The organism is Streptomyces misionensis (assembly GCF_007896895.1).
Classification (GTDB): Bacteria; Actinomycetota; Actinomycetes; order Streptomycetales; family Streptomycetaceae; genus Streptomyces; species Streptomyces misionensis_A.
In genome coordinates this window covers 64,900-79,277 of sequence record NZ_VOGW01000105.1, presented here as the reverse complement: position 1 = coordinate 79,277, position 14,378 = coordinate 64,900, and the positions used below count along the sequence as shown (strand labels likewise).

Sequence of the window (14,378 nt, the reverse complement as noted above, 5' to 3'; positions counted from 1 at the left end):
CGCCTACTACCTGTACTTCTTCTTCCAGAGCTTCATCGGCCTGTACGCGGCCGGGGTGTCGAACATCCAGGCCCTGGGCTGGGTGATGCTGCTCAACTGCGCCATGGTGGTGGTGCTCCAGCCGGTGCTCGCCGACCGTATCGCGCGGGCCGACTACCGGTTGCTGATGGCCGGTTCGTTCGCGGTGATGGCGGCCGGCATGGCCGTCATGGCCCTCGCCGGCACCCCGGCCCTGCTCGCCGGCACCGCGCTGTTCACGATGGGCGAGATCTTCCTCTTCCTGCGCTGCGACCTGGAACTGGTCGAACTCCTGCCGCGCAACGCGGCGTTCGCCTTCGGTGTGCAGCGGCTCACGGGCGGCGTCGGCGGGCTCCTCGCCGGTGTCGTCGGCGGATTCGTCTTCGCCCACTACAGGTCCGGCGGCCACCTGGGCACGTTCTGGCTGGTGGTGGGGGCGCAGTGCGCGGTCGCGGCGCTGCTCGCCCTGGCGCTGGGCCGCCACCGTCGGCCCGCCGTCGCCGAACCGCCGCTGCCCGAACCGGCGGTGGGCCGGTGAACGAGCCCGTCGACGCGCCGGAGACACGGTACGTGCACGCCGGTTCGGACCCGCGCCGGCAGGGCGGCTACGTCAACCCGCCCGTGCACCACGCCTCCACGGTCCTCTACCGGGACGTGGCCGAGATGGACGCCTCCCAGGCCGACCCGCTCAAACGGGGCGGCCCGGTCTACGGCCGTTTCGGCACGCCCACCAGCCGCGCCTTCGAGGAGGCGCTGACCGAACTGGAGGGCGGCCACGCCGCGGTGGTGACCTGCTCCGGTCTCTCCGCGATCACCACGACGATCCTCGCGTACGTCCAGGCCGGCGACCACATCCTGGTCAGCGACTCGGTGTACCTGCCGACCCGGAGGTTCTGCGACTCGCTCGCCGCGCTGGGCGTGGAGACCGAGTACTACGGCCCGACCGCGGACGGCGCCGCCGTCGCCCGGCTGATCCGCCCGCGGACGCGGTTGCTGTACATCGAGTCCCCGGGCTCCACCACCTTCGAGGTGCAGGACATCCCGGCGATCACCGCGGTCTGCCGGGCCCACGGGGTGGCCACGATCGCCGACAACACCTGGGCGACACCGGCGTTCCACCGGCCGCTGGCCCTGGGCGCGGGCGTGGACGCGGTGGTGCACTCGGCGACCAAGTACCTGACGGGGCACGCGGACAGCATCCTCGGCGCGGTCGTCTGCACGGAGGAGAGCTACCCGCTCGTCAGGGGCGCGGCGATACGGCTCGGCCAGTGCGCGGGCGCCGACGACGTCTATCTGGGCCTGCGCGGGCTGCGCACCCTCGACGTGCGCCTGGCCCGCCACCAGGAACAAGGCCTGGAACTGGCCCGCTGGCTCGCCGGGCAGGAGGGCGTGGCGGCGGTCCTGCACCCGGGGCTGCCCGGGGACCCGGGCCACGATCTGTGGCGCCGGGACTTCGCCGGCGCGGCCGGCCTGTTCGGGGTGGAGCTCGATCCGGGCCTCGGCAAGCCGGACATCGACGCGATGCTGGACCGGTTGCGCCTGTTCGGCCTCGGCCACAGCTACGGCGGCTACGAGAGCCTGATCGTGCCCGCCGACCCCGTCTCCCACCGGCTGCCCGGCACCTGGGCGGGCCGCGGCCCGCTGCTCCGGGTGCACGTCGGCTTCGAGGCCCTGGCCGACCTGAAGCAGGATCTGCGGGCGGGTTTCGAGGTGCTGCTCCGGGGGCGTGCCGGGTACCGCGTCACCGACCTGTCCGGACAGCACACCTGAGGCCTCCCGTTCGGGTCGGGCCCGGCTCGCGGGTCCCGGCCCCGCCGGCCGTGCGGCCACCGGTCCGGGCGGCCGCACGGCTCGTCGTCAGGAAACGGGGGTCTGCGCCCTGGTCCCCGGTCCGTCGGCGAGGATCATGCGGTCCGGGACGTGGGCGGTGTCCCGGCGGGCCGCGAGCCAGTAGAGGAGGGCCGGGACCGCCAGGCCGACGATCCAGGAGATGTCCGTGCCACCGAGGTGCTTGACCAGCGGGCCGGTGTAGAAGCTGGTGGCCAGGAAGGGGAGCTGGACCAGGAGGCCGATGCCGTAGACGGCGAGGGCCCGGACGCGCCAGGCGCCGTAGCGGCCGTGCGGGTCGCTCAGCGCGGGCAGGTCGTAGCGTTCCTTGGCGATCAGGTAGTAGTCCACCAGGTTGATCGCCGACCACGGGGTGAAGGCCGTGAGCAGGAAGAGCAGGAAGTCCTTGAAGGAGTTCAGGAAGCTGTCCTTGCCCAGGAGGGCGATCACGGTGCCCGCGATCATGATCCCGGCGATGTAGGCCGCGCGCACCCGCGGGGAGATCGTGCGCTGGGTGCGGAAGCCGCCGATCCCGGTCACCACCGACATGAAGCCGCCGTAGGTGTTGAGCACATTGATCGTGAGCTTGCCGAGGGCGATGACGAAGTACAGGAACGAGGCCATCAGGCCGGCGCCGCCCAGTCCGACGACGTAGCCGACCTGGTTGTCCACGAAGGCGCTGCCCGCGGTGGCCGCCGCGAGCGCGCCGAAGGTCATGGACCACTGGGAGCCGAGCGCCGTACCGCCGAGGGTCCACCAGAAGGTGGCGCGGGCGGAGGTGGTGCGGGGCAGGTAGCGCGAGTAGTCGGCGACGTACGGGCCGAAGGCCAGCTGCCAGGAGGCGGAGAGCGAGACGGCGAGGAGGAACAGCGGCAGGTGGAAGGAGCGGTCGGCCAGCAGGGTGGTCAGGTCGGCGCGCCCGAGCAGGCGGATGCCGAGGTAGACGAAGGCGAGCGCGCACACGATGCTGGCCACCCGGCCCAGGGTGTGGATGAGCCGGTAGCCGACGACCGTGGTGACCGCGGTGACCAGGGCGAAGATCACGATGCCGGTGCTGTCGCCGAGGTGGGTGAGCCGGCCGACGGCCTCGCCGGCCAGCACGGTGCCGCTGGCGAAGAAGCCGATGTACATGACGATGACCAGCACCAGCGGGACGACGGCGCCCCGGACGCCGAACTGGGCCCGGCTGGAGATCATCTGCGGCAGGCCGAGGCGGGGCCCCTGCGCGGAGTGCAGGGCCATCACCGCGCCGCCGAGCAGGTTGCCGAGCAGCAGGCCGATGACCGACCAGAAGGCGCCGCCGCCGAAGACGACGGCGAGCGCTCCGGTCACGACCGCGGTGATCTGGAGATTGGCCCCCAGCCAGAGGGTGAACTGGCTGAACGCGCTGCCGTGCCGTTCGGCGTCGGGAACCACCTCGATCGAGCGTTGTTCGACCACGCTTGTCATACGTATGCCCTCTTCCGCGGTTCCATCAGCGACCTGCATATGTGTATGCAGGATGAGAGTGAATGAATGAGAGGTCAATACTCTGGCGGAAATTGTGTGGTGCGGGCTCAGCCGGGCGGCACCCTTCGGCGGGCGGACTCCGCGAGGCGGGTGGCGAAGGCGGCGACCAGATCGCGCAGTTCGTCCGGCCGCTCGATGACGAACGGGCGGTCGAGCGAGGCGAGGACGGCGGGCAGCCAGTCGAGCCGTTCCACCCGCATGTCGACACGGGACCAGGGCTCGGCCCCCGGGTCCCCGCCGGCCCCGGGCGGCAGGTCCGCCACGATCGCGACACCGGCGGGCAGCCGGGCCTGGATGTGCTCCGCCGTCCCCCGCACCCGGACCGTCACCTCGTGCCGGTACGGAGCCGTGGCGAGCCCCGACAGGACGCGCCGCGCCGGATCGAAACCGGCGGGCGGTTCGAACGAGCCGGGCAGCGTGCGCACCCCGAGCATCCGGTCCAGCCGGAACATGCGCTCCTCCCCCGCCGCGCGGTCCTCCCCGGTCACGTACCACCTGCCCGCGTGGGCGACGAGCCCGTAGGGGTGCAGCGTGCGCTCGCTGCGCCGGCCGTCGGCGGCGACGTACCGGATCGAGACCGGCCGGCGGTGGTGCACGGCGTCGGCGAGCGGGAGCAGGACCGCGCTCCGCGGGGCCGCCGCGGTGCCGGGTGCGGCGGTGAAGGCGAGGGAGCCGAGTACGGCGTCGAGCCGGTGGCGCAGCCGTTCGGGCAGCACCCGTCTGATCTTGGCCGCCGCGGTCTCGCTCGCGGTGTCCGTGGCGGGCATCAGCCCGGAGCGCCGGCCGGCGACCAGGCCGAGCAGCACGGCGAGCGCCTCGTCGTCGCTCAGCATCAGCGGAGGCATGCGGTAACCGGGGGCCAGCCGGTAGCCGCCGTACCGGCCGCGCACCGACTCGACGGGGATGTCCAGGTCGACGAGGTGGTCGACGTACCGGCGCACCGTGCGCTCGTCGACGTCGAGCCGGCCGGCGAGTTCGGCGACGGTCCGCAGACCGCCGGACTGCAGCAGCTCCAGCAGGGCGAGGACGCGCGCGACGGGTCTGGTCATACCGAGAAGTCTGCCGCGGATACCGGGCGGGTTCTGCCCGGTATCCGCCCTAGCGTGGGAGCACAGGCACCACTTCCCAGGAGATTTCATGAATTTCACCTCGATCCGTGTCATCACCGGCGACGTCGCCCGCCTCGTCGGGTTCTACGAGCGCGCCACCGGGGTGCGGGCGGACTGGTCCACGGACGATTTCGCCGAGATCAGGACCGCGTCGGCCACCCTCGCCGTCGCCGGCGACCGGACCGTGCCCCTGTTCGCACCCGGCTCCGCCCGCCCCGCCGACAACCACAGCGTGATCATCGAGTTCCTGGTCGACGACGTGGACCGCGTGTACCGGGACCTGTCCGACGCGGTGACGGACTTCGTCCAGACGCCCACCACCATGCCCTGGGGCAACCGCTCCCTGCTGCTGCGCGACCCCGACGGCAACCTGGTCAACTTCTTCACCCCCGTCACGCCGGCCGCCGTCGCCAGGTTCGCCCGCTGACGGTACGGCTGCCTCGGCCGGCACGGGACGGCTGCCTCGGCCGGCGTGGCGGACGTGTTCCGGCGCCCCGGCCGGCGGTGGCGGCGCGGTGCTGAAGGCGGACCGGGTGTGGTGCGGCGGGCCGCCCGCGATCGCCTCGCTGGTGCGCACCGAACCGCGGCGGGCCCGTGCACCGCTGCTGGACCACGCCGACTGCACGCGCCACTCGTTCCACTGGCACGGTGAATTCACCACTGAACCGGGTCAGATGTGCTCCGGCCTGCCCTCTTTTCGGAGCCAGGTGGTGAAGAGGGCGGTCAGGTCCTTCCCGGAGGTCCGCTCGCACAGGGCGATGAACTGAGCGGTGTCCGCGTTCGCATGGCGGTGCCGCTCGGTCCAGGTCCGCAGGATGGAGAAGAAGGCCTCGTCGCCCACCGCCTCGCGCACCTTGTGCAGCGTCATGGCGCCCCGGCCGTACACGGGCGGTGCGGACACCTCGCCCGCGCCGGGGGGTTCCGCCGGCGGGAAGTCCCAGATGCCCTCGCTTTCGGGATGGGTGCCGTCGTAGAAGGAGGCGAAGGTCTGCGCGGCCGTCCTGCCGCCCCGGTCCTCCTGCCAGAGCCACTCCGCGTAGGTGGCGAACCCCTCGTTGAGCCACATGTCCTTCCACGCGCGCGGGGTGACGGAGTTGCCGAACCACTGGTGGGCCAGCTCGTGCACCACCAGCGTCTCGTCGGGCGCGGAGTCGAAGTACGGCTTGGTCTGGGTCTCCAGGGCGTAGCCGAGACCGGGGAGGTGGTCGACGACCGCGCCCGTGGAGGAGAAGGGGTACGGCCCAAAGCGCTCGCTCGCCCAGTCGACGACCTCCGGCACCAACTCCTCGATCCCGTCGGCGCCTTCGGCTTCTTCGGGGTCCACGGCGAGGTAGACGGGCAGTCCGTCGGACGTCCGGGTCCGGGTGATGTCGAAGGTGCCGACGGCGACGGTCGCGAGGTAGCTCGCCATGGGCTCCTCGGTGCGCCAGTGGCGCACGACCCGGTCCCCCCGGTCCTCCTCGGCCACCAGCTCCCCGTTGCTCACCACGTCGTACGGGTCGCCGTCGGCGTCCTTGGGGACGGCGACGGTGATGTCGTAGGTGGCCTTGTCGGACGGATGGTGGTTGCCCGGGAACCAGGTCATGGACCCGGTCGGCTCGCCGAGGGCCGTCGCGCCGTCGTCGGTCTCCACCCAGCCCTCCACCGCCCCCTCGTCGTCCTCGATCGTGCGGGGCACGCCGTCGTACGCGACCTCGGCCCGGAAGGTCCGCCCCTTCGCGATCGGCTTGTCCGGCGTCAACGTCAACTCGGCGCCGTCGCGCGCGACTTCGGCCGGCGCGCCGTCGACCGTGGCGCCGCGCACCGTCATCCCGGCGAAGTCGAGATCGAAGCGGGACAGGCCCTGGGTGGCGCGCGCGGTGACCACGGCCGAGCCCGCCAGGCGGTTGGTCTCGGGGACGTAGTCGAGGTCCAGGTCGTAGTGGGTGACGTCGTAACCGCCGTTGCCCAGGGCCGGGAAGAGCCTGTCGCCCACGCCGGCGGACCCCGCCGTACCCGCGGACGCGTGCCCGCCGCAAGCGGTGCCCGCAAGGATCAGGAGCGCGGCCAGGGCCGCGTGGCGCGGGGCCCGCGACCGAGCGGCCACCCGGCTGCCGAGGGGCGCGCGGACCCTGCCCTTCGCCGCGTCAACGGACAGCCGTGTCATGCCGGTCGGCGACACCCGCCGTGCGAACCGTCGCCGACGCGACGCCGCGGCCTCGACCACATGCCCTCCCCTTCGGCGTCACCCTACCTTCGCTGTGCGATCAGGCGACGGCCGGTACGGCGCCGCGCGCCGGGCGGCGGTGCCGTCGAGGACCCGGGGGTCGGGAGTGCCCACGGCGGATCGGCCGCCGGGCGCCGGCACCGCCGGCAGGCCGGCGTCGGTACGCCGGGTGCGGCGGGAAAAGACCCACCGCCCCTCGCCCGCAGGCACCCACCAGTGGGCCGGCAGCCGGTCGACGACGGCCACCAGCGGGGCGACGGCCGGGGCCGCGGACTCCGCCGGCCGGGCGGGACGGGGCATCTTGTAAGGTTGCTCCCGAATCATCCAGAGGGGTGGAGGGACCGGCCCTACGAAGCCCCGGCAACTCCCCGGCCAGTCGGCGCGCGACGCGCGCGTCACACCGCCCGGGATCAGTGCCAACTCCGGCCTGTCGCCAACGCGGCGCGGGAAAGATGAGGAGACACGGTGCTCTCTGTGCTGTCCAACGCCCGGGCGCTTCCCGCCCCGGCGCCTCTGCGTGCCCGTCTCGTGTCCGGCGCAGGCGATCGGCCGGCTCTCCCGGCCTGTCCCCGCTGACCTCACCGCTCCTCGCCCGGAGCCTGAGCCCCCGTGAGCGCGACCCGACGGCCGCTCGCGGGACTTGAGACTGGAGTACCCATTCATGGAGAAGACGAGCGGCGTGGGCGTGCTCGACCGAGTCGCCCTGATCCTCGGTGCCCTGGAGGCCGGACCCGCCACCCTGGCCGGGCTGGTCGTCGCCACCGGTCTGACCCGGCCCACCGTCCACCGGCTCGCCGTCGCGCTCGAACGCCTCCGCCTGGTCACCCGGGACGTGGGAGGCCGGTTCGCCCTCGGTCCCCGGCTCGCCGAGTTGTCGGCCGCCGCGGGCGAGGACCATCTGCTGACCGCCGCGGGCCCGGTCCTCACCCGGCTGCGCGACGCCACCGGCGAGAGTGCCCAGCTCTACCGCCGGCAGGGCGAGGAGCGCATCTGCGTGGCCGCCGTCGAGCGTCTCTCCGGTCTGCGCGACACCGTTCCCGTCGGGGTCGCCCTGCCCATGCAGGTCGGTTCGGCCGCCCAGGTGCTGCTCGCGTGGGAGGATCCCGAGCGCCTCTACCGCGGGCTGCGCGGGGCCCGTTTCACCGCCACCACCCTCAGCGGGGTACGGCGCCGCGGCTGGGCCCAGTCCGTCGGCGACCGCGAGCCCGACGTGGCCTCCGTCTCGGCGCCCGTGCGCGGGCCGTCCGGCCAGGTGGTGGCCGCCGTCTCCGTCTCCGGTCCGATCCGGCGTCTCACCCGCCACCCCGGCGCCCGTCTCTCCCGGGTCGTCGTCGAGGCGGCCGCCCACCTCACCGAGGCTCTTCGCCGCCCGGAGAGCCCTGAGCGGCGACCGGCGAGAGGGACGACCGGGGGCGGGACGGGCGGCATCCTGGAGGAGCGGGAGCCGGCGGGCGAGGAGGCGTGACGCGGGCGGACGGCGAGGCGGTCGGGCCACGGGTGCGGGCCGCACCCGCCGACGTCCTCGACGTGCCCCCGACGGCCCGCACGGCGGTGGCCTGGATTCCGCCCGCGCAGTTGTGGGCACCGGTGCGTGCGGACCCCTTCCGCGGCGGGGACGGCTTCTGCGTGCACCACGAGAGCACGGCCCGGAACGTTCACTCCGGTGACCCGAGCAGGGCCGGCGCGTTCCGCAGGCCGGACGGGCAGGTCCAGGTCACGGTCGGCGGCCGGCCCGCCCACCGTTTCTCCGGCGACAGCCGACCGGGGGCCGCAACGGCCAGGGCCTCGGCGGGCAGTGGTTCGCGGTGGGCCCGGTGGGAGAGAAAGCCACGAAGTGACCGCCCGGGGCCGGCTACGGCGCGGCGCGGCTCACCGCGCCGGCCGGCGGCGCTCCTCCCGGGCACGCGCCATCGGCCGGCGGGGCGTGCCCGCGGGGACGGTTCTGAGCAGTTCGCCGTCGAGGAGCACGGCCACGCATCCGCAGGCCGACACGCAGTACTCGATGTCGCCCTCGGAGGTGCGGTGCCGGGACAGCAGGATCCACTGCGCGCCGTCCGCGGCCGGTGACCAGCAGACGGGGCAACTGTCGAAGCCGGTGTCGTCCATGCCGACACAGTGATGCAATGCCCTAAGTACGTTCAACCATTACATCGGCGGGTGTGGCGGTCACCGCGGACACGAGGGTCTGTTCAGGCCGTCACCCGCCGTCGCAGGGACAGCCGGCTGAGCCGGTCCGACACATCGCACGACGGGCGGCGGCGCCGGCTGCCGCTCGCCTTCGGCGTGCCGATGTACAGCCAGCCCAGGCATTGTTCCCCGTCCCGCAGCTCCAGCAGCCGCCGCACGCGGGACGACCCCACGCCGGCGCCGGTCCGCCAGATGCTGCCGAAGCCCCGGGCGTGCAGCAGCAGCATCAGCGAGTGCGTCATGGCGCTGGCGGCCGCGAGCTGTTCCCACTCGGGCACCTTGTGGCCACAGGCCGGGGCGAACACCAACGAGGCCAGCAGCGGCGCGCGTTGGGGCTTCGTCGCCGCCTGGGAACGGCGGCTCTCGGGGGCTTCCTCGGCGAAGCAGGCACCGAGCTCCTTGCGGTCGTCGCCGCGCAGCAGGATCCAGCGCCAGGGCCGCAGAAGCCCGTGGTCGGGAGCGGTGGCGGCCACTCTCCGCAGATAGGCGAACTCCTCGTCACCAGGAGCCGGGTCGACGAGATGGTGCTCACTGCGCCGCGTCAGCAGCGCGGTGGTGACATCCATGGGACTCAGTCCTTCTCTGGTCGATGGATACCGGCCTTCTCCGCTCGGTGGACACCGGCCCGGCCCGGTCCTTCCGGAGGAGCGTCGCGGGGCGAGCGCTCCGGGTCCGGCGCGGCGGCCGGTTCCGGCGGACGACGGCCGGTGCGGCCCGGTGCGGAGCCGACCGACCAGGCACCGGCGGCGACGACCAGCGCGATCGCCGCGCACTGGCGCACGGTGACGTGCTCGCCGAGCACCGCGAAACCCACACAGGCGCCGACCGCGGGGCTCATGGCCAGCAGCACGCCGAAGGCCCGTACGTCGATGCGCCGCAGCGCGGTCATGTCCAGGCTGTACGGGATCAGCGAGGAGAGGAGGGCCACCAGGAGGCCGGTGAGCAGAAGGCGCGGATGGTGGGCGACGGCGGCTCCGTGCGTCACGGCCGCCACCGGGGTCAGCAGACAGGCACCGACGGCCAGCGCGACGGCCAGGCCGCTCCAGTCGTCGAAGAGCTGCCCCACTCGGCGGTTGAGGACGACATAGCCGGCCCGACAGGCGGCGGCCAGCACGCCCATCACCAGTCCGGCCACGGGAAGTTCGGCGCCGGGCGAGGCCAGCAGCACCACACCGGTCAGCGCCATCAGGGCGCCGGCCATGTCGCGCCAGTGCCAATACATGGCGACGGACACGACCACGGGGCCCAGCAGTTCTATGGTCGAGGCGACGCCGATCGGCAGGTACTCGATCGCCTGGAAGTAGGCGACGTTCATGGTGGCGAAGACCGCCCCCAGTGCGATGGCCGCCCGCCACTGGCGGGGCGCCATCGCACGGAGGCGGGGGCGGACGAGCACGCACACGACGACCGCGGAGAAAATAGAACTCGTTGTTCAGGGCCTCACTCGAGTGAACCGAGGCAGCCAGTTTCTCCACCGACTACTCGATGAACGTGCGGGTGTTTTCCTGCGTGAGAACGGACATGTGCTGCGTTGACACCTACTTCGGTCGGCTGTCTTCTGCACGTGCCGAACCGACGGCCATAGTCGTGAAGAAATGGTCGCCGGCACGTGCCAAGCATGTTCTAATGCCGCTATGCAATTCAACCCTTACGGCGGCGAGGCCGCCCGACTCGCAGCGGACCTGGTCAACTGCACCGCTCCATTCGAGCCACATGAACTGGCACCGATCCTGGCGGCGCACGGCATCACGCATCGGTCGCTCACGCCGCCGCAGACGGTGGAAATATGGGAGTGGAGCCGGCGGCTCGCCCACTGCTTCGGCGACCAGCCGCTGGAACAGCGGTGCGCGAGAATCAACGAGCTGCTGGCGGACGCGGCCAGCACGCCGCACATCTCGCTGCACGACGGCACACCGCACATGCACTACAGCGCCCCGGGCTCGGACCCGGCCTCGCACATCAAGGCGGTGACGGCCACCGGGCTGTCCTACGTCGTCTGCTCCGCCGCCCCGTCCCGGCTGGGGCGCTGCGCGCGCGGGGTCTGCGGGCTGGCGTTCGTGGACACCTCGCGCAACGGCCGCCGCTCCTACTGCTCGGTGCGCTGCGCGAACAACGACGCGGTGGCACGCCACCGGGCCAACGGCGGTGCCGAGACAAGCGCGAGCGGAACACGGAAACGAGGATTGTGCGCTCCTCGATGAGTTACCGGGACGTGGAATCCCGGTATTCGAGGGTGCGCCGAAAAGAGGCCGGCAGGTAGCCGTCGGGGACGCACGGAGGCGGTAAACATGAAATTGCATCGAGAGAAAAGGAACTGGCCGAAATCTTTCCCGTATCAGCGGGACACGAATAGTCGACGCGGAACGGAATGAGGCGGACGGTGGACTCCGGAACTGCGAAAACGGGCGATTGCGGTATCTGCGCAGCGCCGGATGGAGGCGGCTTCGGGCACGGCCCCAGCGGGAGAACCGGACGCGGGACCGGACGCGGCCCCGGCAGGAGGAACGGATTACAAGGCGGCCGCCGCCGGGACCGCCGGACCGCCGTCCACCGCCGAGCCGTCCACCCATAAGACGCCCTTTGACGATCTCCAAGCGACTCGGCTACTGTCGCCGCCCAAGTGGACACCGTTGGTGGACAACGACAGATGTGAGGACGGTGGCCCATGGCCTCGGATACCGCCGGCGCGCTCAGCCGACGCAGACTGTTCGGCATGGCCGGCGCCGGGGTCCTCGCGGCTTCCGGCCTTCTGGCGGCCTGTGCTCCGCAGCCCGCGTCCGACGGCGGCGCCACCGGCCACCGCGGGGCCCAGGGCGCGGACGTGCCCGTCGGCGAACTCACCTTCGCCCTCCCCTCGTCCGTCTCCAGCCTGGACGTCGGCCGCGAGTCGGGGGTGCTGAACTACCTCGTCGCCACCCTGGCCCAGGAGTCGCTGGTCTCCGTCAGCCCGGCCGGCAAGCTGGAGCCGGGGCTCGCCACCGCGTGGCGGCAGCCGGACGCCACCACCTACGTGTTCACCCTGCGCCGCGGCGTGGTGTTCACCGACGGCTCCCCCTTCACCGCCGCCGACGTGGTCGCCTCCATCGACGAGATCCGCGACCCGAAGAACGGTTCCGCCCTGGCGTACGCCTTCGCCGGGGTCTCCTCGGTGAAGGCCACCGGCAGCCACGAGGTCACCATCAGGCTGTCCGCGCCGGACGCGGCCTTCATCTGGAACACCAGCCCGGGCGGTCTCCTGATCAGCAGCGAGAAGTTCCTCGCCGCCAACCGCGGGAAGGTCGGCACGGAGAAGACCCTGCTGCTCGGCACCGGCGCCTACCGCATCACGGAGTTCGCCGCCGACAGCCATGTGCGGCTGGAGAGCAACCCGCACTGGTGGGGGGCGCGGCCGGCGCTGAGGAAGCTCAAGCTGTCGTTCGTACCGGACGCGGGCACCCGTCTCGTTGCCATGAAGTCCGGGGCGGTGGACGGGGCCCTGGGCCTGGCCGCCGACGAGACCTCCGGCTGGGCATCGGCCGCGGACGTCACCTACACGGGAGACCGTTCCGTGGTGGCCCTCGCCTTCGACACCGCCAAGGCGCCCTGGAACGACCCGCACGTCCGCCGCGCCGTCGCCCATGCCGCGGACCGCGAGGGCATGGTCAAGGGCATCCTCCACGGCAGGGCCGAGGTGGCCGACGCGCTGGTCGCCCCCGAGATGTGGGGCGACCTGCTGCCCGCGGGCCAGGTGCGCGCCGGCTACGCGAAGATCACCTCGTACGGCTTCGACCTGGCCGCGGCGCGCGCCGAACTGGCCAAGTCGGCGCACGCCGACGGCTTCACGGCCGAACTGCACTACCCGTCCAGCGGCCCCCAGCTCGGCAAGGCGGCCCTCGCCCTCGCCGACTCCCTGAAGAAGATCGGCATCACGCTCCGGGTCAAGGAGATCACCCTGGAGGCGTGGGTCGCCGAACTCGGCACGGGCAAGCAGCCGTTGCAGTTCCTGTGGTACTTCCCCGTCACCGGCGACCCGGCCGAGCTGGCCGACCCCTATCTGAACGCGTCCGCCACCGCCACCGACATCGCCCACTACGACGTGACCGCCGTGAACAAGGCCCTCGACTCCGCGAAGGCCGACACCGACAAGGCCCGCCGCGCCGGCAAACTGATGACGGCGGTGCGCACGGCCGGCGACGACCTGCCCTATCTGCCGCTGTGGTGGGGGCAGACGGCGACCGCCCTGTCCAAGGACATCGTCCTCCAGCAGCCGGGGCCGTTCGCCTTCGTCGGCCCCTGGGCGACCCGCATCCGCAAGGCCGCCTGAGCCATGGCGAGTTCGACGGCACAGGCCGTGCGGCGGGTGGGCGAGGAGATGCTCCGGCTCGTCCACCCGGCCGAGGCACGCATCAGTCCGGACGGCGCCCTCGTCGCCGTCACCGCGGCGGGACCGGAGGGCACCGGCATCGTTGTCGCCCCCGCCGGTGGTCTCCCGCCGCGGACCCGGGACGGGGCGCCGCTCCCGTCGCGGCCCTCACTCCCGGCCGACGGCACCTGGCGGCACACTCCCCGCTGGCTGCCCGACTCCCGCACCCTGCTGCACATCGCGCTGCCCGCCGACGGGCGGTACCCGCACCTGGCGGTGTACGACACCGGCACCGGCGAGTCCCGCACGGTGGTGCGCGCGCCCGGGGACGTCGAGGACCTGCTGGTGTCCGCCGACGGCAGCGAGGCGCTGCTGCTCACGGCGGAGGACAGCGCCGAACGCGACGGCATGAACCTCGGGCTGCCGGTCCGGCTCGGCGCCGCCCCCGACCCCGAGCGGTTCGCGCCCGGCCTCGGACGGCGGCGGCTGCACCGGGTGGATCTGGCCACCGGCGACCTCCGCGAGGCGGGGCCGGAGGGGCTGACGGTGTGGAACGTCGCCTGGCGCGGCGGCGCCACCGCCGTGGCCACCGTGTCCGCCGGGACCCTGCCCAGCGACTACTACACGGCGCACTTCTGCGCGCTCGACCTCGACGTGCGCACCGCGCGCACCCTCTACCGGCCGCGGGGCCAGCTCACCGCGCCCGCGCTCAGCGCCGACGGGAGCCGCGCGGCGGTGGCCGAGGGCATCTCGATCGTCGCGGGGCGCCCCGTGATCGTCGACCTCGCGACCGGGGAGATCACCCGTCGGCGCACCCCGGAGGACGTCACCTGGCTGGAGTTCGGCCTCGACGGCACCTCCCTGTGGCACGCGGGGTGGCACGGCACCGGGGTCCGCGCCGGGCACGCCGGCGACGCCGCCGCACGGCCCGGGTGGACCGCCGAGGCCACCCTGACCGGGCCCGGCTTCCGGCCCGCGCTCTCGCTCAGCGCGGACCACCGTGTCGCCGCCACCGTCCTCGATTCCCCCGGCCGCCCCGCCGAGGCCGTCGTCGCCCCGACCCAGGGACCGGACGCATGGCGGTGGCGGCCGGTGACCGCGCTCAACCCGCCTGGTGCGGGGGCCCTTTCGGGCGTCCGCACCACCACCGCCGAATGGACCGCACCGGACGGCACCACGG

The 14,378-nt window shown here is 73.0% G+C and carries 11 protein-coding genes, 2 pseudogenes and 1 riboswitch; of the genes and pseudogenes, 7 read left to right on the top strand and 6 right to left on the bottom strand.

From position 1 onward, the window contains the following. Positions 1-556, top strand: a pseudogene (locus FRZ03_RS18950) (MFS transporter); the annotation flags it as partial. Beyond that, on the top strand, positions 553-1,788 hold the full coding sequence (gene metC / locus FRZ03_RS18945) for a cystathionine beta-lyase (RefSeq protein ID WP_146466349.1): 1,236 nt from the start codon (positions 553-555) through the stop codon (positions 1,786-1,788). The pseudogene FRZ03_RS18950 and the gene metC, both read left to right, overlap by 4 nt. An 87-nt stretch (positions 1,789-1,875) precedes the next feature. Here metC and FRZ03_RS18940 read toward each other — a convergent pair whose 3' ends face one another. Beyond that, positions 1,876-3,294, bottom strand: a complete 1,419-nt coding sequence (locus tag FRZ03_RS18940; protein ID WP_146466348.1) for a purine-cytosine permease family protein — start codon at positions 3,292-3,294, stop codon at positions 1,876-1,878. 107 nt (positions 3,295-3,401) lie between these two features. Then, on the bottom strand, positions 3,402-4,403 hold the full coding sequence (locus tag FRZ03_RS18935; protein WP_146466347.1) for a helix-turn-helix transcriptional regulator: 1,002 nt from the start codon (positions 4,401-4,403) through the stop codon (positions 3,402-3,404). An 88-nt stretch (positions 4,404-4,491) separates the two neighbouring features. Here FRZ03_RS18935 and FRZ03_RS18930 point away from each other — a divergent pair, with 88 nt between their 5' ends. Next, positions 4,492-4,890, top strand: a complete 399-nt coding sequence (locus FRZ03_RS18930; protein ID WP_146466346.1) for a VOC family protein — start codon at positions 4,492-4,494, stop codon at positions 4,888-4,890. 243 nt (positions 4,891-5,133) lie between these two features. On the opposite strand, the gene FRZ03_RS18920 is transcribed toward FRZ03_RS18930, so the two are convergent. Then, complete coding sequence (locus tag FRZ03_RS18920; protein ID WP_146466344.1) at positions 5,134-6,609, bottom strand: M1 family metallopeptidase; 1,476 nt, start codon at positions 6,607-6,609, stop codon at positions 5,134-5,136. Positions 6,610-6,986: 377 nt separating this feature from the next. Further along, a riboswitch (SAM riboswitch) is annotated at positions 6,987-7,128 on the top strand. A gap of 202 nt (positions 7,129-7,330) precedes the next feature. On the opposite strand from FRZ03_RS18920, the pseudogene FRZ03_RS18915 reads away from it, so the two are divergent. Next, positions 7,331-8,038 (top strand): annotated as a pseudogene (locus tag FRZ03_RS18915) (IclR family transcriptional regulator); the annotation flags it as partial. 500 nt (positions 8,039-8,538) lie between these two features. On the opposite strand, the gene FRZ03_RS18905 reads toward FRZ03_RS18915, so the two are convergent. The 3 genes from FRZ03_RS18905 to FRZ03_RS18895 form a co-directional block, all read right to left on the bottom strand. Beyond that, positions 8,539-8,775 (bottom strand): hypothetical protein, encoded by a 237-nt coding sequence (locus tag FRZ03_RS18905; protein ID WP_146466342.1) that lies wholly within the window; start codon positions 8,773-8,775, stop codon positions 8,539-8,541. A gap of 83 nt (positions 8,776-8,858) precedes the next feature. Continuing rightward, positions 8,859-9,422, bottom strand: a complete 564-nt coding sequence (locus FRZ03_RS18900) for a nitroreductase family protein (RefSeq protein ID WP_146466341.1) — start codon at positions 9,420-9,422, stop codon at positions 8,859-8,861. Between the two features lie 5 nt (positions 9,423-9,427). Continuing rightward, on the bottom strand, positions 9,428-10,225 hold the full coding sequence (locus FRZ03_RS18895; protein WP_146466340.1) for an EamA family transporter: 798 nt from the start codon (positions 10,223-10,225) through the stop codon (positions 9,428-9,430). Between the two features lie 265 nt (positions 10,226-10,490). On the opposite strand from FRZ03_RS18895, the gene FRZ03_RS18890 reads away from it, so the two are divergent. From FRZ03_RS18890 to FRZ03_RS39190, 3 genes are all read left to right on the top strand, one after another. Beyond that, positions 10,491-11,057, top strand: a complete 567-nt coding sequence (locus FRZ03_RS18890) for a CGNR zinc finger domain-containing protein (protein WP_146466339.1) — start codon at positions 10,491-10,493, stop codon at positions 11,055-11,057. A gap of 464 nt (positions 11,058-11,521) precedes the next feature. Continuing rightward, positions 11,522-13,159, top strand: coding sequence for an ABC transporter substrate-binding protein (locus FRZ03_RS18885; RefSeq protein ID WP_146466338.1), 1,638 nt, complete (start codon positions 11,522-11,524; stop codon positions 13,157-13,159). 3 nt (positions 13,160-13,162) lie between these two features. Further along, positions 13,163-14,378, top strand: a 1,216-nt coding sequence (locus FRZ03_RS39190; RefSeq protein WP_464862388.1) for a TolB-like translocation protein, incomplete at its 3' end; no start/stop codon positions are given.